The sequence below is a fragment of the Affinibrenneria salicis genome (assembly GCF_008710095.1).
Genome location: NZ_VYKJ01000001.1, coordinates 73231 through 97123, shown reverse-complemented (window position 1 = coordinate 97123; position 23893 = coordinate 73231). Strand labels below are relative to the sequence as shown.

15 protein-coding genes are annotated in these 23893 nt (G+C 60.2%); 12 read left to right on the top strand and 3 right to left on the bottom strand.

Annotated features, from left to right (window positions below; translation table 11 throughout):
* Positions 1 to 76 precede the first annotated feature (76 nt).
* The 5 genes from FJU30_RS00425 to FJU30_RS00405 all read left to right on the top strand — a co-directional run bounded on the left by FJU30_RS00425 (position 77) and on the right by FJU30_RS00405 (position 8114).
* Positions 77 to 1405 (top strand): CYTH domain-containing protein, encoded by a 1329-nt coding sequence (locus FJU30_RS00425; protein ID WP_150433477.1) that lies wholly within the window; start codon positions 77 to 79, stop codon positions 1403 to 1405.
* A 50-nt stretch (positions 1406 to 1455) separates the two neighbouring features.
* Positions 1456 to 4314, top strand: coding sequence for a bifunctional [glutamate--ammonia ligase]-adenylyl-L-tyrosine phosphorylase/[glutamate--ammonia-ligase] adenylyltransferase (gene glnE / locus FJU30_RS00420; RefSeq protein ID WP_150433476.1), 2859 nt, complete (start codon positions 1456 to 1458; stop codon positions 4312 to 4314).
* 117 nt (positions 4315 to 4431) lie between these two features.
* On the top strand, positions 4432 to 5871 hold the full coding sequence (hldE, locus tag FJU30_RS00415; protein WP_150433475.1) for a bifunctional D-glycero-beta-D-manno-heptose-7-phosphate kinase/D-glycero-beta-D-manno-heptose 1-phosphate adenylyltransferase HldE: 1440 nt from the start codon (positions 4432 to 4434) through the stop codon (positions 5869 to 5871).
* An 11-nt stretch (positions 5872 to 5882) separates the two neighbouring features.
* Complete coding sequence (gene ligA / locus FJU30_RS00410; RefSeq protein WP_150433474.1) at positions 5883 to 7895, top strand: NAD-dependent DNA ligase LigA; 2013 nt, start codon at positions 5883 to 5885, stop codon at positions 7893 to 7895.
* A gap of 3 nt (positions 7896 to 7898) precedes the next feature.
* Positions 7899 to 8114 carry a DUF3820 family protein gene (locus FJU30_RS00405; RefSeq protein ID WP_150433473.1) on the top strand — a complete coding sequence of 72 codons (216 nt, stop codon included), beginning with the start codon at positions 7899 to 7901 and terminating at the stop codon, positions 8112 to 8114.
* A 97-nt stretch (positions 8115 to 8211) separates the two neighbouring features.
* Here the strand turns inward: FJU30_RS00405 and FJU30_RS00400 are convergent, their stop codons facing one another.
* The 3 genes from FJU30_RS00400 to barA form a co-directional block, all read right to left on the bottom strand.
* Positions 8212 to 8571, bottom strand: a complete 360-nt coding sequence (locus FJU30_RS00400; protein ID WP_150433472.1) for a FlxA-like family protein — start codon at positions 8569 to 8571, stop codon at positions 8212 to 8214.
* 136 nt (positions 8572 to 8707) lie between these two features.
* Positions 8708 to 10249 (bottom strand): methyl-accepting chemotaxis protein, encoded by a 1542-nt coding sequence (locus FJU30_RS00395; protein WP_150433471.1) that lies wholly within the window; start codon positions 10247 to 10249, stop codon positions 8708 to 8710.
* Positions 10250 to 10926: 677 nt separating this feature from the next.
* On the bottom strand, positions 10927 to 13662 hold the full coding sequence (barA, locus tag FJU30_RS00390; RefSeq protein WP_150433470.1) for a two-component sensor histidine kinase BarA: 2736 nt from the start codon (positions 13660 to 13662) through the stop codon (positions 10927 to 10929).
* A gap of 60 nt (positions 13663 to 13722) precedes the next feature.
* Between barA and rlmD the strand changes: the two genes are divergently transcribed.
* The 7 genes from rlmD to potF all read left to right on the top strand — a co-directional run bounded on the left by rlmD (position 13723) and on the right by potF (position 23880).
* Positions 13723 to 15057 carry a 23S rRNA (uracil(1939)-C(5))-methyltransferase RlmD gene (gene rlmD, locus FJU30_RS00385; protein ID WP_150433469.1) on the top strand — a complete coding sequence of 445 codons (1335 nt, stop codon included), beginning with the start codon at positions 13723 to 13725 and terminating at the stop codon, positions 15055 to 15057.
* A 9-nt stretch (positions 15058 to 15066) separates the two neighbouring features.
* Positions 15067 to 17295: a GTP diphosphokinase gene (gene relA / locus FJU30_RS00380; RefSeq protein WP_150433468.1), complete on the top strand. Its 2229-nt coding sequence runs from the start codon at positions 15067 to 15069 to the stop codon at positions 17293 to 17295.
* 89 nt (positions 17296 to 17384) lie between these two features.
* The gene (mazG, locus tag FJU30_RS00375) at positions 17385 to 18185 is read left to right on the top strand and encodes a nucleoside triphosphate pyrophosphohydrolase (RefSeq protein WP_150433467.1); all 801 of its coding nucleotides are present in this window, start codon (positions 17385 to 17387) and stop codon (positions 18183 to 18185) included.
* Between the two features lie 181 nt (positions 18186 to 18366).
* On the top strand, positions 18367 to 19764 hold the full coding sequence (locus tag FJU30_RS00370; protein ID WP_150433466.1) for an NAD(P)/FAD-dependent oxidoreductase: 1398 nt from the start codon (positions 18367 to 18369) through the stop codon (positions 19762 to 19764).
* Positions 19765 to 19848: 84 nt separating this feature from the next.
* The gene (locus FJU30_RS00365; RefSeq protein WP_223881484.1) at positions 19849 to 20688 is read left to right on the top strand and encodes a helix-turn-helix domain-containing protein; all 840 of its coding nucleotides are present in this window, start codon (positions 19849 to 19851) and stop codon (positions 20686 to 20688) included.
* A gap of 150 nt (positions 20689 to 20838) precedes the next feature.
* Entirely contained in the window at positions 20839 to 22320 is a 1482-nt protein-coding gene (locus FJU30_RS00360) for an aldehyde dehydrogenase family protein (protein WP_150433465.1), read from the top strand.
* 450 nt (positions 22321 to 22770) lie between these two features.
* A complete protein-coding gene (gene potF, locus FJU30_RS00355; protein WP_150433464.1) occupies positions 22771 to 23880 on the top strand; it encodes a spermidine/putrescine ABC transporter substrate-binding protein PotF in 1110 nt (369 codons plus the stop codon).
* The last annotated feature ends 13 nt before the right edge of the window (positions 23881 to 23893 follow it).

Sequence of the window (23893 nt, the reverse complement as noted above, 5' to 3'; positions counted from 1 at the left end):
GTCGCCGGTATGCTGTCGGTGTTCATTACCCGGCCATGGTTCCGCATCCTGAAATCTATTAGGCATAGTCAATGTTATGAGTGAAGAAATCGAATTGAAGTTTATTGTTCATCCCGATCGCGTGGCGACATTGCCGGACTGGCTAACCGACTGGCGCAGCGACTACAGTCACGCGGAGCGCCATGGCAGTCAATCGCTGACCAATATTTATTATGAAACCGCCGATAATCTGCTGCGTCGTCACGGCATTGGCCTGCGTATTCGCGGGGCGAATCAGCGCTATGAGATGACAGTAAAAACCGCCGGCCGGGTGGTCGGCGGGCTGCATCAGCACCCGGAATATAACGTTGAGCTGCCGCGGGACGAGCTGGACCTGGCGCGTTTCCCGTCGGATATCTGGCCGCCGGACGTAGACCCGGCCGCGCTGCAGCAGGCGCTGCAGCCGCTGTTTTGCACCGATTTTGTGCGTGAGACGTGGCTGGTGACTTACCGGCAAAGCGTGATTGAAATTGCCTTCGACCGCGGGGAAGTGCGCGCCGGGCAGCATAGCGAGCCGATTTGTGAACTGGAGATGGAGCTTAAGCTGGGGCAGGCCGACGATCTGCTGGCGCTGGCCGCCGAGATGGCCGAAGAAGATGGCCTGCGCCAGGGCAGCCTGAGCAAGGCGGCCAGGGGATATCATCTGGCCCGGCAGACAATGCCGCGCCAGCCGTATCCGCTGGATATTCTGCTGGTCGAGCCGAAGGCCAGCATCGATCAGGGCATCGCGACGGCGCTGGAATCGGCGCTTCGCTACTGGCAATACCATGAAGAACTGTGGGCCCGGGGGGATGAGAGCGCTCGCCAACGGCTACCGCAGGCCAGCGCGTTTATGCGCGAGTTATTGGTACTGATCGGCGGCGTGGTGCCGCGTAAGGTGACCACGCTGTTTCGGGCGGCGCTGACCGATCTGGAAAACCGCCTGGCGCAGCCCGGCGGCGCCGATCAAATTTGCTATCGCGCCGGCTATCTGCAAAGCAAACTGATGTTGGCTTCCTGGGTGATCGGCACCGGCTGGCGCGATCATCTTGAGGGTAAAGCGCGCCTGCGTTTGCAGGGATCGTTTAAGCGATTCGCCGATATTATGCTGGGCCGTAACCTGGCCGAGTTGAAATCGGTATTCGGTCGCCGGCTAAGCGCGGACGAATATCTGCAGCAACAGCCGCGGCTGCAGCGGGCGGTCAACGCGTTTCTGATCTTATCCGGCGCTTATCAGGACGAGGCGCGGCCCTGGGTCGCCCACTGGCAGGCGCTATGGCAGGCCGTCGCCGGGCCGCAGGCGGCGTCGCCGGATGAACTGGAAGAACGGCGCAAGCAGGCGCTGGCGCAGGCGCCATTCTGGCCGAACAGCGGCGCAGGACACTAAGTAAGCGGGCCCGCCGTTCCGGGCGGGCGCTCAGGTTAAGGAACTCAGTCATGTCCTCATATTTTCCATCCAACCGGGCGCTGTCGCCGCGTCTGTCGCAGCACGCCGAACAGGCCGTACAGCGCCTGCGCGACGCCGGCGTTATCGATGGCCCGGTGAGCCAGCCGGCGCTGGCGGTGCTGGCGCTGAGCGATTTTGCCGGCGATGCGTTGACCCGTTATCCGTCATGGTGGCAGGCGTTGCATCAGCAACCGCCGGAACCGGAAGAGTGGCGCTATTATCCTGACTGGCTGCGGCAGGAACTGGCCGGGGTACAGGACGAGGCCGCGCTGATGCGCGCGCTGCGCCAGTTTCGGCGGCGCATGCTGGTGCGCATCGCCTGGGGTCAGGTTGCGGGCGTCAGCAGTACCGAGCAGACGCTGCGCCAACTGAGCGAACTGGCCGAGACGATGATTGTCGCCGCCAGGGACTGGCTGTATCCGGTTTGCTGCCGGGAATGGGGCACGCCCTGTAACGCGCAGGGCGAAGCGCAGCCGTTGCTGATCCTGGGGATGGGAAAACTGGGCGGGGGCGAGCTTAACTTTTCGTCCGATATCGATCTGATTTTCGCCTACCCGGAAAATGGCCAGACGCGCGGCGGACGGCGCGAGCTGGACAACGCCCAGTTCTTTACCCGTATGGGGCAGCGTCTGATCAAAGTGCTGGATCAGCCAACCGTGGATGGTTTCGTCTATCGGGTCGATATGCGTTTGCGGCCGTTTGGCGACAGCGGGCCGCTGGTGCTCAGTTTCGCCGCGCTGGAGGACTATTACCAGGAGCAGGGGCGCGACTGGGAACGTTACGCGATGGTCAAAGCGCGTCTGATGGGCAGCGCCGACGATCGCTACAGCCAGGAGCTGCGCAGCACCCTGCGGCCGTTTGTGTTCCGGCGCTATATCGATTTCAGCGTGATCCAGTCCCTGCGCAATATGAAAAACATGATCGCGCGCGAGGTTCGCCGCCGCGACCTGCGCGACAACATCAAGCTGGGCGCCGGCGGGATCCGCGAGATCGAATTTATTACTCAGGTTTTTCAACTGATTCGCGGCGGGCGCGAACCCGGCTTGCAGGCGCGATCGCTGCTGCCGGCGCTGGCTACCGTGGGCGCGCTGGGCCTGTTGCCCATCGTCCAGGTGGATACCCTGCGCGAGGCTTACCTGTTTCTGCGCCGGCTGGAGAATCTGCTGCAGGCGATTGCCGATGAACAGACGCAGACCCTGCCGGCGGATGAACTCAATCAGGCCCGTCTGTGTTGGGGGATGGGGCTGGATAGCTGGGCCGAACTGCAGGCGGCGCTGGCCCGGCATAGCGGAGCGGTGCGCGATGTATTCAATGCGCTGATTGGCGACGACGCGCCGGAAGGCGATGAAACGCCGGAGCGCCGTCAATACGTCAGCCTGTGGCAGGATATGCCGGAAGAAAACGAGCGAGCGGCGCTGACGCCGAATCTGGCGGAAGACGTGCGCGAGCGGTTGCTGCGCACGCTGAACGACTTTCGCAGCGACGTAAGCCGGCGCACCATCGGGCCGCGCGGGCGCGATGTGCTCGATCAGTTGATGCCGGCCCTGCTGGAGGAAACCTTTAATCAGCCGCGGGCGGATGAAGTGCTGTCGCGCCTGACGCCGTTGCTGCTGGCCATTGTGACCCGCACTACCTATCTTGAGCTGTTGCTGGAGTCCCGTCCGGCGCTGGCGCAACTGATTCGTCTGTGCGCCGCCTCGCCGATGGTGGCCAGCCAGCTGGCGCGTTATCCGTTGCTGCTGGATGAACTGTTGGATCCGACCACGCTGTACCAGCCCACCGCGCCCGATGCCTACCGCGACGAGTTGCGTCAGTATCTGCTGCGCGTACCGGAAGACGACGAGGAACAGCAACTGGAAGCGGTGCGGCAGTTTAAACAGGCGCAATTGCTGCGCATCGCCGCCGGAGATATCGCCCAGGCGTTGCCGGTGATGAAGGTCAGCGATCATCTGACCTATCTGGCCGAGGCGATCATCGCCGCGGTGGTGCAGCAAGCCTGGCAACTGATGGTGACCCGCTACGGCCGGCCGGCGCACTTGAGCCAGGACGGCGGGTATGGTTTCGCCGTCATTGGCTACGGCAAGCTGGGCGGCTGGGAACTGGGGTACAGCTCCGATCTCGATCTGGTGTTTTTGCTCGACTGTCCGCCCGATGTGATGACCGACGGCGAACGCAGCATTGACGGCCGTCAGTTTTATCTGCGCCTCGCCCAGCGGGTGATGCACTTGTTCAGCACCCGCACCTCATCCGGCATTTTGTATGAAGTGGACGCGCGTCTGCGGCCGTCGGGCGCCGCCGGCATGCTGGTCAGTACGGTCGAGGCGTTTGCCGAATATCAGCAACAAGAGGCCTGGACCTGGGAACATCAGGCGCTGGTGCGCGCGCGCATGGTATACGGCGAAGACGCTATCCGGCGGCAGTTTGAAGCGATCCGGCGCGATATTTTATGCCGTGAACGCGACGGCGAGACGCTGCGGCGCGAGGTGAGCGAGATGCGCGTCAAAATGCGCCAGCATCTGGCGAACAAAGATCCGGCGCTGTTCGATCTCAAAACCGATGAGGGCGGTATTACCGATATCGAATTTATCGCCCAGTATCTGGTGCTGCGCTATGCGGCGCAGGAAGCGAAACTGACCCGCTGGTCGGATAATGTGCGCATCCTGGAACTGATGGCGCAGTATGGCGTAATGGAAGAACAGGAGGCGCAGGCGCTGAAACTGGCCTATATCACCCTGCGCGATGAGCTGCACCATCTGGCGCTGCAGGAGCGGTCGGCGAAGGTGGGCCGCGAGCATTTTCGCGCCGAACGCGAGCAGGTTCGGCTAAGCTGGAAGAAATGGCTGGGCTGAGAATTGCTTCGCATTCTGTTAAGCCGGTGCGGGGTAACCGGGCCGCCTGTGATATTATCGCGCGCACTATTTTCTGGTTCAGCGGGGTGATCCCGTGTGAAGTTAGGGGACTAAATAATGAAAGTGACATTGCCTGATTTTCGCCAGGCCGGCGTACTGGTTGTGGGCGACGTAATGCTGGATCGTTACTGGTACGGTCCAACCAGCCGCATTTCGCCGGAGGCGCCTGTCCCGGTGGTCAAAGTGGAAACCATTGAAGAACGCCCCGGCGGCGCGGCGAACGTCGCGATGAACATCGCCTCTCTGGGCGCGCAATCCCGTCTGGTGGGGCTGACCGGTATTGATGATGCGGCCAGGGCGCTGAGCGCGCGGCTGGGCGACGTGAATGTACGTTGCGACTTTGTTTCCGTCCCCACCCATCCGACCATCACTAAACTGCGCGTGCTGTCGCGCAATCAGCAGTTGATCCGGCTGGACTTCGAAGAGGGATTCGACGGTATCGATCAGCAGCCGCTGTTGGATCGCATCCAGCAGTCGCTGTCCAGCGCCGGCGCGCTGGTGCTGTCCGATTACGCCAAGGGCGCCCTTAGCGAAGTGGAACGCATTATTCCGCTGGCGCGCGCGGCCGGCGTGCCGGTTCTGATCGACCCGAAAGGCACTGATTTTTCCCGTTATCGCGGCGCCACGCTGCTGACGCCGAACCTGTCCGAGTTTGAGGCGGTGGTCGGCCGCTGTAAGGACGAAGACGATTTAGTGGCGCGCGGCCATCGCTTGATCGACGAGCACGAACTGTCCGCTCTGCTGATCACCCGTTCCGAACAGGGCATGACGTTGCTGCAGCCCGGCAAAGAGCCGCTGCATCTGCCCACCCAGGCGCAGGAAGTGTATGACGTCACCGGCGCCGGCGATACCGTGATCGGCGTGCTGGCGGCGGCGCTGGCGGCCGGCAATCCGCTGGAGGACGCCTGTTTTCTGGCTAACGCGGCGGCGGGCGTCGTGGTTGGTAAACTGGGGACGTCGACCGTTTCGCCGGTCGAGCTGGAAAACGCGATTCGCGGCCGGGCGGAAACCGGTTTTGGCGTGATGAGCGAAGAGCAACTGAAACAGGCGGTGGCGCAGGCGCGTCAGCGCGGCGAAAAAATCGTGATGACTAACGGCTGCTTCGATATTTTACACGCCGGCCATGTTTCCTATCTGGCCAATGCGCGCAAGCTCGGCGATCGCCTGATCGTAGCGGTGAACAGCGATGCCTCGACCAGCCGTCTGAAAGGGCCGACGCGCCCGGTCAATCCGCTGATGCAGCGTATGATCGTGCTGGGCGCGCTGGAAGCGGTCGACTGGGTGGTGCCGTTCGAAGAGGATACGCCGCAGCGGTTAATCGCCGATGTCCTGCCCGATGTGCTGGTCAAAGGCGGGGACTACCAGCCGCACGAAATCGCCGGTAGCGCAGAGGTGTGGGCGAACGGTGGCGAGGTGCGGGTGCTGAACTTTGAAGACGGCTGCTCGACCACCAACATCATCAAAAGCATTCAGGCCAGTGCCAGTAAGCCGGAGTAAATAGCGGGACAATGAACCAGGATATTGAACGTTTGCGTAACGTGTTACGCCATCATGAATATAAATATCACGTTGAAGACGCGCCGGAGATACCGGATGCCGAATACGATCGGCTGATGCGCGAACTGAAGGCGCTGGAGGCCGCGCACCCGGAGCTGATCGTGCCGGATTCCCCGACGCAGCGCGTGGGAGCGGCGCCGCTTGACGTCTTCGGGCAGGTGCGGCATGAAGTGCCGATGCTGTCGCTGGATAACGTGTTTGATGATGAAAGCTACCTGGCCTTTGATAAACGCGTACGCGATCGGCTGAAAAGCAGCGATGAACTGGCGTTTTGCTGCGAACTGAAGCTCGATGGTCTGGCGGTCAGCCTGCTGTATGAAGATGGCGAACTGGTGCAGGCGGCCACCCGCGGCGATGGCAGCACCGGGGAAAACATCACCAGCAACGTGCGCACCATTCGCGCCATTCCTCTTCGGCTGCGCGGCGACAACATTCCGCGCCGGCTCGAAGTGCGCGGCGAAGTGTTTATGAAACATCGCGGCTTCGAACAGTTGAATGAAGAGGCGCGGCGCAGCGGCGGTAAAGTTTTCGCCAACCCGCGCAACGCCGCCGCCGGATCGTTGCGCCAGTTGGATCCGCGCATTACCGCGAAGCGGCCGCTAACCTTCTTCTGCTATGGCGTGGGCCTGCTGGAAGGCGGCGAACTGCCGGACAGCCACTGGCGGCGTCTGATACAGTTTAAACAGTGGGGGCTGCCGGTCAGCGATCGCATTCGCGTATGTCAGGGCGGCGAGCAGGTGCTGGCGTTTTATCATCAGGTTGAACAGCAGCGCGGCGATCTCGGTTACGACATCGATGGCGTGGTGATTAAAGTCGACGATCTGGCCCTGCAGGAGCGGCTGGGTTTTGTCGCCCGCGCGCCGCGCTGGGCGGTGGCGTTTAAATTCCCGGCGCAGGAGCAACTGACCTGGGTGCGCGATGTCGAATTTCAGGTCGGGCGCACCGGCGCAATCACGCCGGTGGCTCGGCTGGAGCCGGTAGCGGTGGCCGGCGTGATGGTCAGCAACGCGACGCTGCACAATGCCGATGAAATCGCCAGGCTCGGGTTGCGTATCGGCGATCGGGTCAGCGTACGCCGCGCCGGCGACGTGATCCCGCAGGTGGTGTCCGTTATCGAAAGCGAACGGCCCGACGATACGCGCGAGATCGTGTTTCCCGAACGCTGTCCGGTCTGCGGTTCGGATGTTGAACGAATCGAGGGCGAAGCCGTCACGCGCTGTACCGGCGGCTTGTTCTGCGGCGCGCAGCGTAAGGAAGCGCTCAAGCATTTTGTTTCCCGCCGGGCGCTGGATGTGGAAGGCATGGGCGATAAAATCATCGACCAACTGGTGGAGAAAGAGTACGTCAAAACGCCGGCCGATCTGTTTCGGCTGACGATCGGCACGCTGACCGGTCTGGAACGCATGGGGCCGAAATCGGCCGTCAATCTGGTCAATGCGCTGGCTAAGGCGAAGTCCACGACGCTGGCGCGTTTTCTGTACGCGCTGGGCATCCGCGAGGTGGGCGAGGCCACGGCGGCCAATCTGGCCGCGTGGTTCGGTTCGCTGGAGGCGCTGTCGGCGGCCGGCATCGAGGAGCTGCAGGAGGTGCCGGACGTGGGCGGCATAGTGGCCATGCATGTGCGCCATTTTCTGGATGAAGAGCACAATCAGCAGGTTATCAACGAGCTAATCAGCGAAGAGATCAATATCCACTGGCCCGCCGTACAGCGGGTGCGGCCGGAAGAGATTGATAGCCCGTTTGCCGGCAAGACCGTGGTGCTAACCGGCTCGCTCAGCCAGCTGTCGCGCGATGAAGCCAAAGACCGCCTGACGGCGGCCGGCGCCAGGGTCAGCGGCAGCGTATCGAAGAAGACCGATTTAGTGATCGCCGGCGAAGCGGCGGGTTCGAAGCTGACCAAAGCGCAGACGCTGGAAATCGAGATCATCGATGAGGCGGAAATGCTCCGTCTGCTGGGAGAGTAGCCGATGGAAAAGCAGGATCTGCTGGATATCGCCAATACTAAAATGCCGTTCGGCAAATATCAGGGACGGGTGTTGATCGATCTGCCGGAAGAGTACCTGCTATGGTTTGCCCGTAAAAACGAGTTTCCGCGCGGGCGGCTGGGTCAACTGATGGAGATGGCGCTGGCCATCAGGATCGAAGGGCTGGAAGGCCTGGTCAAACCGCTTAAGCGCGCTTAACCGAGAAGGGCATGTTTCCATGCCCGGTTTTATTGCGTTATCTTTCCGGCGGCGGCATGCAGTCTGCCGGCAGCCGGAAATCTAGCGCCGATAGCGGTTAAACATACACATCGATCTGATTCTGATCCGTCGGGCGATTGACTCCCTCCTTCACACTCTCCAGAGCGGTGCTGCCGATCTGCTGGTCCTGTTGCGCCTGCGACTTTTGCACCTGCTCGTTTTGCAGGCGGGCTATCTGCGCCTGCAGCGCTTCGATCTGCGCCTGGATCATTTCCTGTTGCTGTTCAATGGCCTGGCGCTGTTCATCGCTGGTGGCGCTGGTAGCTGAGTCCGCCAGCTTTGACGCCTGTTCCGTCAGTTTTTCGATCTGACGGGTCAGTTTAGCAATGGATTGAGCATTGCTGCTGCTGCTGCCGCCAGAACTGACGGCAGAGACGGAGGTAACAGTACTGGACATAAAAAGTCTCCCTGTACGCTGCACGGTATTGTGCCTGATAGGCTATCGGCAGCGACGGCGAAAAAATCAGTGATTTTACGTTTTTCTGTCATTCCGACGCGGCGTTTGGCCGTTTGCGCGCGTCGCTCGCTATCCGTCAGTCCGCTTTACCGTAGACATGTACCGCTTTATCCAGCCGGATGGCCTGATTTTGCAGGTCGGCGGCGACGCTGGACGACAGCGTGACCAGCTCGGCGTTCTGCTGCGTCATCTCCTCAATGTGAGCAATCGAGGTATTGATTAAGGTGAGCGCGGCGGTCTGTTCATGCGCGGCATGGCTGATCTCCTTAATCAGCGCCGAGACGTCCAGCACCTCCTTAACGATGTGCTGAATGTGCTTCGTCGCGTTTTCCACCATCTGCTCGCCGGTTTTAACGCTTTCGACATTTGCATCGATCAGCGTTTTGATCTCGCCGGCGGCGGCGGCGGAGTGCTGGGCCAGATTGCGCACTTCGGCCGCCACCACGGCGAAGCCGCGGCCTTCCACGCCGGCGCGCGCCGCTTCAACCGCGGCGTTGAGCGCCAGGATATTGGTCTGAAACGCGATACTATCAATGACGCCGATAATATCGACGATTTTGCTGCTGGCGCCGGAGATGGCGTTCATCACGCCGCTGGTTTCCTGCATCACCTCGCCGCCTTTTACTGCGGCTATGCTGGCGCGTTCGGCCAGTCCGGTGGCCTGCACTGCGGTTTCGCTGCTTTGCTCGACCGCGCCGGTAATTTGTTCGATGGCGGCGGCGGTTTGCTGCAGGCTGCCGGCGGTCTCTTCGGTACGCCCATTCAGATTGATATTACTCTCGCTTAGCTGCTGGCTGACGTCGCGCATGCCTTTTACCTGGGTGCTGACGTCATTGACCAGCGAGCGGAGGTTCAGACTGAACTGGTTGACGATGCGCGCCAGCAAACCGATTTCGTCCACCCGATTGACGGCAAGATGACCGATTTTTTTGCCGGAGACCACGTCCTGGGCCTGATGCAGGATTTGCTGCAGCGGCCGGCTGATTTGCCGTTGAAGATAGGCATCCAGCAGCGCAAACAGCGCGAGAGTCAAGGCGCACAGCCAGGCCGGCGACATCCCGGCGCCGGCGCAGCTGAGGGGAACAATTGCGCCGGCGATCAGCGCGCTGCGCAACCGCCAGCGAACGGATAGCTTTTGCCACAGCGACAGCGGAGACAGCAGGCCGCTGCGCACCACCAGCCCTTTATATAACTTTCGTTTGCCGGCTTTGCCTTTCTGCAGGGCGCTATAGAGCGGTTCGGCCGCTTTTATCTCTTGCGCGGAGGGCGTGTTGCGCACGGAAATATAGCCGCTGAGCTGTTCATGGTGATAAACCGGCGTGACATTCGCCCGTACCCAATAGTAATCGCCGTTTTTGCGCCGGTTTTTAACCAAACCGGTCCATGAGTCGCCCTGCTGGAGCGTAAACCACATATCGGCAAAGGCCTCAACCGGCATATCAGGGTGCCGCACAATATTATGCGGCTGTCCGATAAGTTCCGACTCGTCAAAACCGCTGGCGTCGATAAAAGCCGAGTTAGCATAAGTTATATAGCTGTTAACATCAGTGGTAGACATTAACGTGGTGTCAACATTAAGCGAATATTCTTGTTGTGTGATCGGTGTGTTAATTCTCATTTAAACCCCAGCGTTATTTTTTCAGAAATATTTATAAGTAAAGCCAAACAGATTATTGGGAGATTTAATATCACTTCGGGTCGTTGACAGGGCGCGTTATTAGAGAGCGCGCAGCAGGGAACGCGGCGGCGTAGCCCCTCATGGCGGCAGACCCGGCGCTCCGAAGTTTACCGGCGAGTTTGTCAGCAACCTCAGGGGATTTAATCTCTCCTTTGATAAGGCAATCATTCATTATCGGTCCGTAGTTAAAAAAATTTATATCTGAAGTTCGGATGCGTGTATTTTTGCGAAAAAAGGAGGGTGAGGATTAAAAAGAATAAACGAATTCGTTAATGGACTATTGGCTTTGCGCTGCCGCTAAAGAGGGGGAGCCAATATGATATTTTTCTTACGCGCTAATGTTTCGGGGAATTAATGATTATTGTTAGCACGCTATAGGTGAAATAATCTTATATCCGTGATACTCCGGACTATCAATATCCGGCAAATCCGTGCGCCAAATAATTCGGGGCGCAGGACGCGGCAAAGAGAGCGACAAATCCGTCCGGAACGGATTTTAACGCCGCGGGCGGCGGCTCCGCAGAGGCACGGGAACGGGCCGAATAATTGAGCGCAGCTGACGCCCTGCGGTTTGCCGCCCGGCGTGTCTATCAGACGCAGGAATGTATTTTATCCCGCTATGTCGACAGCCAGGGACGCGCGGCTGCGGTTACGTTGTCTATTTCGTCCAGTAGCTCCAGCCATTCGGGTTCCAGTTCGTTCAGGCTGACGCCCTGGCGCAGTTGTTGCTCCAGTTGGTTGCACAGTTGTTTCAGACGCGGTACGCCGCTATAGCTGCTGCTGCCGTGCAGCTTATGAATCAGATCGACGATGCCGTCGTCCGGTTGACCGTTTAGAATCGCCCCGACCCGCTCACGCACCTGCGGCAGGAAGTCGAGCAGCATGCGCAGTAAATCGCGCGCCAGATCGCTCTTATTCGCCGCCTGGCTCAGCGCCAGTTCCCAGTCCAGCGAGGGCGCGATCGGCGGGACGGCGGATTTTCTGGCGAGGTGGCGAGCCAGCAGATTTCTCAGCATCTGCTCATCGATCGGTTTAGCCAGATAATCCGCCATACCGGCCTGCTGCAGGCTGTCGCACTCGCCGTTCAGACTGTGCGCGGTGACCGCGACGATTGGCGTCAGCGCGTGCAGCGGCAACTGGTGGATCAGTTCGGCGGCGCGGATGCCGTCCATCTCCGGCATCTGAATATCCATTAAGATGATATCCAGCGGGCCGCGGCGCGCCAGCGCCACCGCCTGCGCGCCGTTGTCGCACAGGATCACCTTGTCCACCAGTTCGTCCAGCAGGGTGCCGATCAGCTTCAGGTTGGCCGGATTATCGTCCACCGCCATAACGGTGAGCGGCAGGCGGCCGGCGGGCGCCGCCGTCAGGGGTGAGGGATGAGGCGACGGCAGTCCGGCGTGCGGAAAGAACGCGCCGGACTGCAACAGCGGCAGCAGGCGGCAGGCGGAGATGGGTTTAACCAGACAGCTGTGAATGCCGAAGCTTTTCAACTGTTCCGCATCCAGCTGCGCCAGGCTGGGAATGGCGAGGATCACGCACGGCGCGCGTTTGCACGCCTCGCGCAGCGCCGGCATATAGCCGATCAGCGTATTGCGCCAGGCGACCGGTACGCCGAACAGCAGGACATCGAACGGCTGGTCGGGCAACTGATCGAGAGCCGGGCTGTAGCTTACCGCCAGCGGCGTATCGTGCAGGATATCCAGCGTGGCCTGGGCGGCGGCCGGGTTCTCCTCCACATAGGCCAGACGACGGCCGCGCAGCGCGTCGTTAGCGCCGCGCGTCGACAGCGCGTTCGGGTTGAGCGTCAGCCTCAGGTTGAACCAGAAAGTGGTGCCTTTGCCCGGCTGGCTGTCAAAGCGAATGTCGCCGCCCATTTCGCGCACCAGCCGTTGGGTGATCACCAGCCCCAGACCGGTGCCGCCATGGCGACGCGAGATGCTGGCGTCGGCCTGACGGAAGGCCTGAAACAGCTGCGACTGCTGCTGCCCGGTGATGCCGATGCCGCTATCCTGAATTTGTAGCGCCAGCTCGACCTGATGGTGATCCTGCCGGCGCTTTTCCAGCCGGATATCGATGTTGCCCTTTTCGGTGAACTTGATGGCGTTGCCCAGCAGGTTAGTAATTATCTGCTGCAGACGCATCGGGTCGCCTATGTACTGTTCGGGAATATCCGGCTGGATATTCAGCGTCAGCTCCAGCCCCTTTTCATGCGCGGTATGGGCCAGCAGCAGCACCACTTCGTCGATCGTCACGTGCAGGGAAAAGGGCACATTTTCCAGCACCAGCTTGCCGGCCTCCAGTTTGGAGAAGTCCAGGACGTCATTGATGATGGTGAGTAAATTATTGGCCGAGCGTTCGATGGTGTGCAGGTAGTCGGCCTGGGTCGGCGTCAGCGCCGTTTTCAGCGTCTGGCGGGTAAAACCGATCACGCCGTTGAGCGGGGTGCGCAGCTCATGCGACATGTTGGCCAGGAACTCGGATTTAATGCGCGCCGCTTCCTGCGCACGCTTTTTCGCCAGGTCCAGCTCAACGTTTTGAATCTCCATCTGCTCCAGCGTTTCGCGCAGATCGTAGGTCGCCTGATCGATATTCTGCTGCATCTCCTCATGGTAGGCGGTCAGCGACATGGCCATTGAGTTAATGCCGTTTTTCAGCATATCCAGCTCGCCCAGCATAAACCCTTCGACCCGGCTGTCGAGCTGGCCGCGCCGGATGCGATCGACGGTATTGACCATGTGGCGAATGGGCGTGGTGACATCGTGCATCAGGCGCCAGGCGAACAGCATGGCGATCACCAGACAGAGCAGCATCAACAGACCGGCGGTAAAGATCTCGCGGTATTGCTGCAGTTTTACCGAATCCAGAGCCAGTTCGATGGCGATATAGCCTATCGGGCTATTGCTGGAGGCCAGCGCGCTATCCGGGCCCACCTCGCCGTCGCTGCTGATCGGCATATGCAGAATCAGCGCGTTGCCGCTGCGGCTCTGCGTCAGCGCGTTCGGCACCGGCGCATCGTCGGACAGATGCATGAGATTATTGGTGTTGCGCGGATTGGTGGTGACGAACAGACGGTTTTGCGCGTCATAAATACTGATCGCCCGGACAATGCTGGAGTGGCGCCGGTGCAGAACGTTAACCAGCTTCCTGACCGAGTCCTGCTGGTGCTGCATCATGGCCCAGGCGCTGGAGATAGCCAGCGGTTCGATGATGCTGGCGCCGGCGTCGGCCAGTTCGAACTGCAACTGGTTATAGCGATGGATGACGAAGAAGGTACTGAGCAGCAAACCGATCATCAGCGTCGGGGCCAGGATCAGTATCATCATACGCGCGCGCAGACTATATTTGGTCATGGGAGTCCAATGTGGGAGAATTAAACGCTGAGGCTCAGCTTAAACGTTATTGAGTAATAAATGGCGCAATTCTACTCTCCAAACCGGCGTATGACGACCCGGCAAACCATTACCGTAACCGCGAACGATCTGGACCCCTTCGGTCAGGGCGTGGCGCGCCATGAGGGAAAGACGCTTTTTATCACGGGCGTGCTGCCGGGCGAACAGGCCAGCGTCCGGCTGACGGAAGATAAACGCCAGTACGGCCGGGCGAAGCTGGTGCGGCTGCTGACGCGCAGCGAGCAGCGCGTCGAACCCCGCTGCCCGCACTTTGGCGTGTGCGGCGGCTGCCAGCAGCAGCACGCCAGTCCGTCTCTGCAGCATAGCAGTAAGTCGGCGGCGCTGACGCGCCAGCTGGCGCAGGAGATCGGATCCGATGTGCCGGCGGCGGGCGTTATCGCCGGCCCCGCCTGGGGCTACCGGCGGCGGGCCAGACTTGCGTTATACTATCAGGCCAAACAGCAGCGGCTGCTGATGGGCTATCGTCAGGCCGGTTCGCACGATATCGTGCCGGTGCGGGAATGTCCGATATTACGGCCGGAACTGGCCGCGCTATTGGCGCCGCTGCATCAGTGTCTGCAGCGTTTGCAGGGCGTAAAGCGGCTCGGCCACGTGGAACTGGTGCTGGCGGATAACGGCCCTCTGCTGGTACTGCGCCATCTTGACGCGCTCAGCGCGGCCGACCGCGAGGCGTTAAGCCAGCTGGCGCAGCGCTATGAGCTGATGCTGTGGCTGGCGGGGGCGTCCGATGAGCTGACCTGCCTGCACGGCGGAGAGCCGCACTATCAGGTCGACGGCCTGACGCTGGCTTTCAGCCCGCGCGATTTTATCCAGGTCAACGACGCGATTAATCAGCAGATGGTGGCCCAGGCGCTGGCGTGGCTGGATCTCCAGCCGCAGGAGCGGGTGCTGGATCTGTTCTGCGGCATGGGTAATTTCACCCTGCCGCTGGCCCGACGCGCGGCCAGCGTGGTGGGCATTGAAGGGGTGACGGCGCTGGTAGAGAAAGGGCGCGAAAACGCCCGGCGCAACGGGCTCGGGAATGTCACATTTTTTCATCAAAATCTGGACGAAGACGTGACGAGGCAGCCGTGGGCGACGCAAGGATTTGATAAGATATTGCTTGACCCCGCGCGGGCGGGCGCCGCTGGCGTGATGTCGCATATCGTCAGGCTGGCGCCGCGGCGCGTGGTTTATGTTTCCTGCAACCCGGCCACGCTGGCGCGAGACAGCAAGGCGTTGCTGGCCGCCGGCTACCGGCTGGCGCAGGTGACGATGCTGGATATGTTTCCGCATACCGGGCATCTTGAGTCAATGGCGCTGTTTTTGCAGGGCTCTGGTAATGCAGCAAAGTAGGGAGAAATTATGGTTGCGGTAAGAAGTGCACATTTGAATACGGCTGGAGAGTTTGAGCCTGACGCGTGGATCGCGTCATTAGGGATCGCCAGTCAGCAGTCATGTGAGCGATTAGCCGAAACCTGGCGTTACTGCGAACAGCAAACGAAAGATCATCCCGAGGCCTCGCTGCTGCTGTGGCGGGGCATCGAAATGGTCGAAATTCTCTCCACGCTCAGCATGGATAACGATAGTCTGCGCGCCGCGCTGCTGTTTCCGCTGGCCAACGCCAACGTGGTGGATGAGGAAACGCTGAAAGAGCACTACGGCAAAAACATCGTTAATCTGGTGCACGGCGTGCTCGATATGGACGCCATCCGCCAGCTGAAGGCGACCCAGCACGACTCAATGGCCTCGGAGCAGGTCGATAATATTCGCCGCATGCTGCTGGCGATGGTGGAAGATTTCCGCTGCGTGGTGATCAAACTGGCCGAGCGCATCGCCCATCTGCGCGAAGTGAAGGACGCGCCGGAAGAGGAGCGCGTGCTGGCGGCGAAAGAATGTACCAATATCTATGCGCCGCTGGCCAACCGGCTGGGAATCGGCCAGCTCAAATGGGAGCTGGAGGATTTCTGCTTCCGCTATCTGCACCCGGAAGAGTACAAGCGCATCGCCAGGCTGCTGCACGAGCGACGTATCGATCGCGAACAGTATATTGATAACTTCGTCATCGATCTGCGCAAGGCGATGAAGGAAGAAGGCGTGCAGGCCGATGTCTACGGGCGGCCGAAACATATCTACAGCATCTGGCGCAAGATGCAGAAAAAATCGCTGTCGTTCGACGAACTGTTCGACGTACGCGCCGTGCGTATTGTGGTTGAGCGGCTGCAGGACTGTTATGGCGCGCTCGGTATCGTGCATACCCACTATCGCCATCTGCCGGACGAGTTCGACGACTACGTGGCCAATCCCAAACCCAACGGCTACCAATCTATCCATACCGTGGTGCTGGGGCCGGGCGGTAAAACGCTGGAGATTCAGATTCGCACCCGTCAGATGCACGAGGACGCGGAACTGGGCGTGGCGGCGCACTGGAAATATAAAGAAGGGGCGGTGGCCGGCGGGCGTTCGGGCTACGAAGGGCGTATCGCCTGGCTGCGCAAGCTGATCGCCTGGCAGGAAGAGATGGCGGATTCGGACGAGGTGTTGGACGAAGTTCGCAGCCAGGTGTTCGACGATCGGGTGTACGTGTTTACGCCGAAGGGCGATGTGGTCGATTTGCCGGCCGGTTCCACGCCGCTAGACTTCGCCTACCATATCCACAGCGATATCGGCCACCGCTGCATCGGCGCTAAGATTGGCGGACGCATCGTGCCCTTTACCTATCAACTGCAAATGGGCGATCAGATCGAGGTCATTACCCAGAAGCAGCCCAACCCCAGCCGCGACTGGCTTAACCCGAATCTGGGTTATGTCACCACCAGCCGCGGTCGGTCGAAGATCCATAACTGGTTCCGCAAGCAGGATCGGGAGAAAAATATCGTCGCCGGGCGGCAGATCCTCGACGACGAGCTGGAGCATCTGGGTATCAGCCTGAAAGCGGCGGAAAAAATGCTGCTGCCGCGTTATAACGTCAATTCTTTGGACGAGTTGCTGGCGGCCTTAGGCGGCGGGGACATCCGGCTGAACCAGATGGTCAACTTCCTGCAGTCGCAGCTTAAGCAGCCGAGCGCCGAGGAGCAGGACCGCGAGGCGCTGCGCCAGCTGACGCAAAAAGCGCCGCCCACGGCGCGCAGCACTGATAACGGGCGCGTGGTGGTGGAGGGCGTCGGCAACCTGATGCACCATATCGCGCGCTGCTGTCAGCCGATCCCCGGCGATGATATCGTCGGCTTCATCACGCGCGGGCGCGGTATTTCGATTCATCGCGCCGACTGCGAACAGCTGGACGAACTGCGCAGCACTGCGCCGGAGCGCATTGTCGAGGCGGTGTGGGGCGAAAGCTACTCCAGCGGATATTCGCTGGTGGTGCGCGTCGTAGCCAACGATCGCAGCGGGCTGCTGCGCGATATCACTACTATTTTGGCGAACGAAAAGGTCAATGTGCTGGGCGTTTCCAGCCGCAGCGATACAAAGCAGCAACTGGCCACCATCGATATGGAAATTGAGATCTACAATCTCCAGGTGTTGGGCAGGGTGCTGGCGAAGCTGAACCAACTGCCCGATGTGATCGACGCCAGCCGCCTGCAGCGGGCGTAAGCGCGCGGGGCAACATTCGGCTTTTTTGTCGGGCCAGTCGCCCTGTTCAGGCGGGACTTTCCCGCCTTTCTCTTTCTCCAGGTAACCGCATGACCGTATCCGCTATTGAACGTTTAATCGAGATTATGAAAACCCTGCGCGACCCGCAAAACGGCTGTCCGTGGGATGGTAAACAGACCTTCGACACGCTGACGCCCTATACGCTGGAAGAAACTTACGAAGTGCTGGACGCCATCAGCCGTCAGGACTTTGACGATCTGCGCGGCGAACTGGGCGACCTGCTGTTTCAGGTGGTGTTTTACGCCCAAATGGCGCAGGAACAAGGGCTGTTTGATTTCTCCGACGTGTGCAACGCCATCAGCGACAAGCTGGAGCGGCGCCATCCGCATATTTTCGCCGGCGCGGCGACGCCGGCGGACGGCAAGGCCGCACGGGCCGGCTGGGAGCACACGAAGGCGCGGGAACGTTCCGCCAAAGATCGCCATTCCGCCGTGGATGATATTCCCGATGTCCTGCCGGCGCTGATGAAGGCGCAAAAGATTCAGCAACGTTGCGCCGCCGTGGGCTTTGACTGGGACAGCCTGGGGCCGGTCGTCGATAAGGTGTACGAAGAGATCGACGAGGTGATGTATGAAGCCCGGCAGGCGGTGATTGATGAAGAAAAGCTGGGCGAAGAGATTGGCGATTTACTGTTTGCGACCGTCAACCTTTCACGCCATCTGGGCCATAAGGCCGAACGGGCGTTGCAGGAGGCCAATCGCAAATTCTGTCGCCGCTTTCGCCAGGTAGAACAGATTATCGGCCAGTCCGCTAAAACCATGGATCAGGCCTCGCTGGATGAGATGGAAGCGGCGTGGCAGCAGGTGAAAAATCAGGAAAAACAAGGGTAGCCGCCACGCATTGCCCGATCCCCCCGAATCTCATCCCTCAATCCGCCGCCATTCGGCGGATTTTTCTATCCCGAGATTTCTTGCGGACCCGCACGGAAAGCGGCGGTCTTTGTTTCACTTCATGCTGTGTCTAGACTCAACGGCAGAGTGACAGAGATATATTGTGTTTCAGGAGCCTTGCATGACGTCTTATTCAAACCCCGATGCATTTGTTAACGTAAAACCCTATCCTTTCTGGCTGGATACGATCGCCGGGGAGGCCGCCGCCCCCGCGCTGCAGGCGCGTATTTCCTGCGATCTTGCCATCGTCGGCGGCGGTTACACCGGCCTGTGGACGGCGCTGCTGGCCCGTCGTCGCTGGCCCGAAAAGAAGATTGTCATTATCGAAGCCAAACACTGCGGCTCCGAGGCGAGCAGCCGCAACGGCGGCTTCTGTTCCCCGAGTATTTCTCATGGCACGTCGATCGCCATTAAACGCTGGCCGCAGGAAACGGAAAAACTCATTGCGCTGGGCAGAGCCAATCTCGACGAGCTCGAGGCGGATCTGGACGCGTATGGAATGCAGATTGAATTTGAGCGCACGGGGCAGCTGAACCTTGCCAGCCACCCCTGGCAACTGGAAGGGCTGCGTTCGATGCAGCAGGAATACCAGCGCTTCGGCATCGCGTGCGAATGGCTGGAGGGCGCCAGCCTGACCGATAAGTTTAATTCTTCCTTTTATCGCGCCGGACTCTTTGAGCCGAACTATGCGTTGGTGAATCCGGCCAAAATGGTCAGCGAATTACGCCGGGTTTGTCTGGCTCAGGGAGTCGAACTGTATGAAAACAGCGCGGTAACCGCGTTGAAGCAACAGGGGCAGAATATTCTGCTGCGTACGTCGTCCGGCGAGGCTGTGGCCGGACAGGTCGTGCTCGCCACCAATATCGCGGTGCCGCTGCTGCGCCACCTGGCGTCGACCGTGATCCCGGTCTACGACTACGCGATCGTCTCTAACCCGCTAAGCGAGCGACAGCTGGAAGCCATCGGCTGGGTCGGACGCTACGGCATCTCCGACAGCGGCAACCGTTTCCACTATTTCCGTAAGACCGCCGATAATCGTATTCTGTGGGGCGGGTACGACGCCATCTACCATTTCGGCAGCCGGCGCGACGAGTCGCTGACCCAGCGGCCAGAGACGTTTAACCGTCTGGCCGAACAGTTCAGCGAAGTTTTCCCCGCCATCAGGGATATTGGTTTCAGCCACGCCTGGGGCGGCATCATCGATACCTCGGCCCGGACGACGATGTTCACCGGGTGCGAGGCCGACGGCCGGATCGCCTACGCATTGGGCTTTACCGGGCTGGGCGTCTCGGCCTGCCGTTTCGCCGCGCTGAACATGCTGGACCAGCTGGCCGGAGAGAAAACGGCGCGCACCGAATTACGCATGACATCCCGCGCGCCGGTTCATTTTCCGCCGGAGCCGCTGCGTTTTGCGGGCGTGCAGGCGGCCATTCGCTCCCTTGCGCGCGAAGACCGGGACGGGCATCGTAATGTGCTGCTGAAAACCTTTGACGCGCTCGGCATCGGTTTCGATTCCTGATTGCGCGCCGCGTTGGCAATGGTCTGTTTTTACTGATATTTTACTGGAAGGGTTCTATGTTACGCACCTGCAGCAGGTATGATTATGGATGATGATATTCGCGGGCCTGACCAACTGAAAACCGTCGCTTATCCACCCGAGACGGTAAATCATCGCACGCAACAGGTCATGATGAATTATTACCGCGCCTGGTGGCGGGGTGACATTGATTGGCTTATGAGCCTGTATTCCCCGCAGGTGGAATACAATGACTTTTTCCAGGGGTGCCGCATCGCGCCGGACGAACTGCGCGACTACCTGCACGCCTGCCTGTCGAAGCCGACGGAAGCCGCGCTGCGCTATATCGATCGTCTGCGCGTCGACGGGGATACCGCTACTCTGCAGTATCAGACGCCGCTCAGCGGCAGCGATAGCCGCGCCGTTATCTGCTGCTGCGAGATCATCACGGTATGCGACGGCATGATTACCCGCGTCAACGAGTACGCGTCCCTGCTGTCCCAGGGAAAAACGCCGCCGGGCGGCGCGGATTCGCGAGCGACGTTCCGGCGGCTGGGGCTGTCCGCCCGGCAATTGAGCATCATGTCCGGCGATATTCAACAGTATTTTTCCCAGCAGCGACCCTATCTGAATCCGGAACTGAGTCTGATCCAGGTCGCGTCCGCCACCGGCTATACCCGCAATCAGATTTCCTTTTTTCTCAACCAGGTGATGGGCTGTAGTTTCTATCAATATCTTAACCGACTCCGGTTGCGCCACGTTCTGACGCTGTGGGATAACGGCGAGGGGCAGCAGCATCGCATTGACGACGACGCCAAAGCGGCGGGATTTCATTCCCTTTCGACCTTTTATCGCTGTTTTCGCGAGGAAACCGGACTGGCGCCGAAATCCTACCTGCGGCAAAAAATTTCCGGGAGAAATTTTTGACGTTGCGTCAGCGGCGGCCAGGGACGGTACGCCGCAAAAAATTTCCGGGCGCGATTTTTGACGTCGCCGGCGCGGCCGCCGCAATAAAACGAGCAATTCTTTTTCTTCTGGCTACCGCCACGTAACCGGATCATCAGGGAGACGCAAAATATGTACGACCAGCTTTATATCGATGGTGAATGGCAAACGGCGACGCGGGGCGCCCGCCTGGGGGTGTTCAATCCGGCCAGCGGGGCGCTGATACGGCAAGTCGCCGCGGCCGGGGCGGAAGATATCGATAAGGCGGTGGCCGCCGCCAGACGCGCGTTCGACGAAGGCCCGTGGCCGCGCTTGAGCGGTAAAGCGCGCGCCGCCTGTCTTCGCGCGATGGCGGGCATCATGCGCGAGCGCCAGCTCGGGCTGGCCCTGCTTGAGGTGGAAGATAACGGCAAGCCGCTGCCGGAGGCGCAATGGGACGTCGAGGATGCGATTGGCTGTTTCGACTACTACGCCGATTTGGCCGAGGGCCTGGATACGGAAGCGCTGCCCATCGCGCTGCCGGATGATCGCTTTCGCTGTCGGGTGGTGCGCGAGCCCATGGGGGTCGCCGGTCTGATCATCCCCTGGAACTACCCGTTTTTAATGGCCGCCTGGAAAGTCGCGCCGGCATTGGCCGCCGGCTGTACCTGCGTGCTCAAGCCGTCGGAACTGACGCCGTTGGGCGCGCTGGAGCTGGCCGCCATCGCCGATGCGGCCGGTTTGCCCGCCGGGGCGCTAAACGTCGTGACCGGGCTGGGCAATGAGGCGGGCGCGCCGCTATCCGGCCATCCGGGCGTCGACAAGTTATCTTTTACCGGCAGCGTTCCCACCGGGCGCGCCATCATGCAGGCGGGCGCCCAGGACATCAAAAACGTCAGCCTGGAACTGGGGGGAAAATCCGCGTTTATCGTTTTCGACGATAGCGACATCGACGCCGCCGTGGAGTGGACGCTGTTCGGCATTTTCTGGAATCAGGGACAGGTCTGTTCCGCCACTTCGCGTCTTCTGGTACAGGAGGGGGTATACGACCGTCTGATCGAACGTTTGATCGACGCTACCCGCCGTATTCGCATTGGCGACGGCAGGCTGGAGGGCGTCCAGCTCGGTCCGCTGGTCAGCGCAGGACAATACGAAAAGGTCATGCAGGCGATCGAGCGGGGCAGGCGCGAAGGCGCTACGCTGGCGTGCGGCGGACGGCGCCCCGATCATTTGCCGCAGGGTTGGTTCGTCGAACCCACGATATTTGTGGATACGCCCACGGAGAGCGCGCTGTGGACGGAAGAGATTTTCGGGCCGGTACTCGCCGTGCGCCGTTTCGGTGACGAACAGGAAGCCGTGCGCCTGGCGAATGACAGCCGCTATGGGCTCGCCGCGGCGGTCATGTCGGCCGATCCGGAACGCTGCCGGCGCGTCAGTCGCGCCTTGCGGGCCGGCATCGTCTGGGTCAACTGTTCGCAGCCCACCTTCACTCAGGCGCCCTGGGGCGGATACAAGCAAAGCGGCATCGGCCGCGAGCTGGGTACCTGGGGGCTTGACAACTATCTGGAGACGAAGCAGATCACGGAATATACCAGTGAAAGCGAATGGGGGTGGTATCTGAAGCATCCATCCTGACGCTGCGGCTCCATCCCGTTGATGCAGAGGGACGAATAATCCTGGAATTTCCGCTGCCGGCGGAGAACTAATTCGGTGCGTCGATACCGGCGGCATATTGTTTTTACTGGTTTTTCCCGCTAGCCTGGACGGCTATCCGCCCAGGCTGGACCCGTATCGGCCGTTTGATTCGGCAATCTGTTTTTCCTATTTCCCACCCACCGTAATTTGTTCTATAGATAAGACTCTGCAGTCAGATATTCCGCGTCATTTGCAGGGAAATGTGCCGCATTGTGCGGGTAAAAGCGAGTAATTGGTGGATAAAATCCGTTTTCTTTTTTTCGGAGGATGGTCTTCGTTTGGCCGTCTTGCGCCGCCTGATGGTCGGGCCGCGCGCCACATAAAAACGGTACCCCGGTAATACACCGCATCGTTTTATATTCAGCCCCGTTGAAATGGAGGAAGGAACGAATGTTTACACAACGCAGGAAATGGTTTTCAGGTGCGATTGCCGGCCTGGCGATGGCCGCGTCCGTCACCGCGTTTGCGCAAGGGAAGGTACTGCACGTCTATAACTGGTCCGACTATATCGCCCCGGATACGCTGGATAACTTCCAGAAAACGAGCGGCATCAAGGTGGTCTACGATGTCTTCGACTCCAACGAAGTGCTGGAGGGCAAGCTGATGGCGGGCAATACCGGGTTTGATCTGGTGGTGCCGTCGGACAGTTTTTTGGAACGCCTGTCGGGGACCGGCGTTTTCCAGCCGCTCGATAAGAGCAAGCTGCCGAATGAGAAGAACCTCGATCCCGAACTGATGAAGCTGATCGCCCAGCACGATCCCGGCAACAAGTATGCCGTGCCCTACCTGTGGACCACCACCGGGATCGGTTATAACGTCGACAAAGTGAAGGCGGCGCTGGGCGCGGACGCGCCGGTAGACAGCTGGGATCTGGTGCTCAAGCCGGAGAATCTGGAGAAGCTGAAACGCTGCGGCGTCTCCTTCCTGGACGCGCCGGAAGACATCTTCGCCACCGTGCTGAACTACCTTGGGAAAGATCCCAACAGCACCAGCGAGAAAGACTACAGTCAATTGGCCGCCAGCCTGCTACTGAAGCTGCGTCCCGGCATCCGTTACTTCCATTCCTCCCAGTATATTAACGATCTGGCCAACGGCGACATCTGTGTGGCCATCGGCTGGTCCGGCGATGTCATGCAGGCGATGAACCGCGCCGACGAGGCGAAAAACGGCGTGAATATCCGCTACAGCATTCCGAAGGAAGGGGTGCTGGTGACCTTTGACCTGTTCGCCATGCCGGCGGACGCCAAAAACGTGGATGAAGCCTATCAGTTCCTGAATTACCTCATGCGGCCGGAAGTGATCGCCAATATCAGCAACCACGTCTTTTACGCCAACGCCAACAAGGCGTCGTCGCCGCTGGTCAGCGATGAAGTGCGCAACAACCCCGGCATCTATCCGCCGGATGAGGTCCGCGCCCGCCTGTTTATCACGAGAGTGTTGTCACCCCGACTGGATCGGGTTCGCACGCGCGCATGGACGCGGGTGAAAAGCGGTGAGTGACGGCCGCCCGTTC

What these genes read in the sequence shown, in the direction of transcription:
- FJU30_RS00425 (WP_150433477.1), top strand. Translation starts at nt 77, where the DNA reads ATGAGTGAAGAAATCGAATTGAAGTTTATTGTTCATCCCGATCGCGTG.
- glnE (WP_150433476.1), top strand. Translation starts at nt 1,456, where the DNA reads ATGTCCTCATATTTTCCATCCAACCGGGCGCTGTCGCCGCGTCTGTCG.
- hldE (WP_150433475.1), top strand. Translation starts at nt 4,432, where the DNA reads ATGAAAGTGACATTGCCTGATTTTCGCCAGGCCGGCGTACTGGTTGTG.
- ligA (WP_150433474.1), top strand. Translation starts at nt 5,883, where the DNA reads ATGAACCAGGATATTGAACGTTTGCGTAACGTGTTACGCCATCATGAA.
- FJU30_RS00405 (WP_150433473.1), top strand. Translation starts at nt 7,899, where the DNA reads ATGGAAAAGCAGGATCTGCTGGATATCGCCAATACTAAAATGCCGTTC.
- FJU30_RS00400 (WP_150433472.1), bottom strand. Translation starts at nt 8,571, where the DNA reads ATGTCCAGTACTGTTACCTCCGTCTCTGCCGTCAGTTCTGGCGGCAGC.
- FJU30_RS00395 (WP_150433471.1), bottom strand. Translation starts at nt 10,249, where the DNA reads ATGAGAATTAACACACCGATCACACAACAAGAATATTCGCTTAATGTT.
- barA (WP_150433470.1), bottom strand. Translation starts at nt 13,662, where the DNA reads ATGACCAAATATAGTCTGCGCGCGCGTATGATGATACTGATCCTGGCC.
- rlmD (WP_150433469.1), top strand. Translation starts at nt 13,723, where the DNA reads ATGGCGCAATTCTACTCTCCAAACCGGCGTATGACGACCCGGCAAACC.
- relA (WP_150433468.1), top strand. Translation starts at nt 15,067, where the DNA reads ATGGTTGCGGTAAGAAGTGCACATTTGAATACGGCTGGAGAGTTTGAG.
- mazG (WP_150433467.1), top strand. Translation starts at nt 17,385, where the DNA reads ATGACCGTATCCGCTATTGAACGTTTAATCGAGATTATGAAAACCCTG.
- FJU30_RS00370 (WP_150433466.1), top strand. Translation starts at nt 18,367, where the DNA reads ATGACGTCTTATTCAAACCCCGATGCATTTGTTAACGTAAAACCCTAT.
- FJU30_RS00365 (WP_223881484.1), top strand. Translation starts at nt 19,849, where the DNA reads ATGGATGATGATATTCGCGGGCCTGACCAACTGAAAACCGTCGCTTAT.
- FJU30_RS00360 (WP_150433465.1), top strand. Translation starts at nt 20,839, where the DNA reads ATGTACGACCAGCTTTATATCGATGGTGAATGGCAAACGGCGACGCGG.
- potF (WP_150433464.1), top strand. Translation starts at nt 22,771, where the DNA reads ATGTTTACACAACGCAGGAAATGGTTTTCAGGTGCGATTGCCGGCCTG.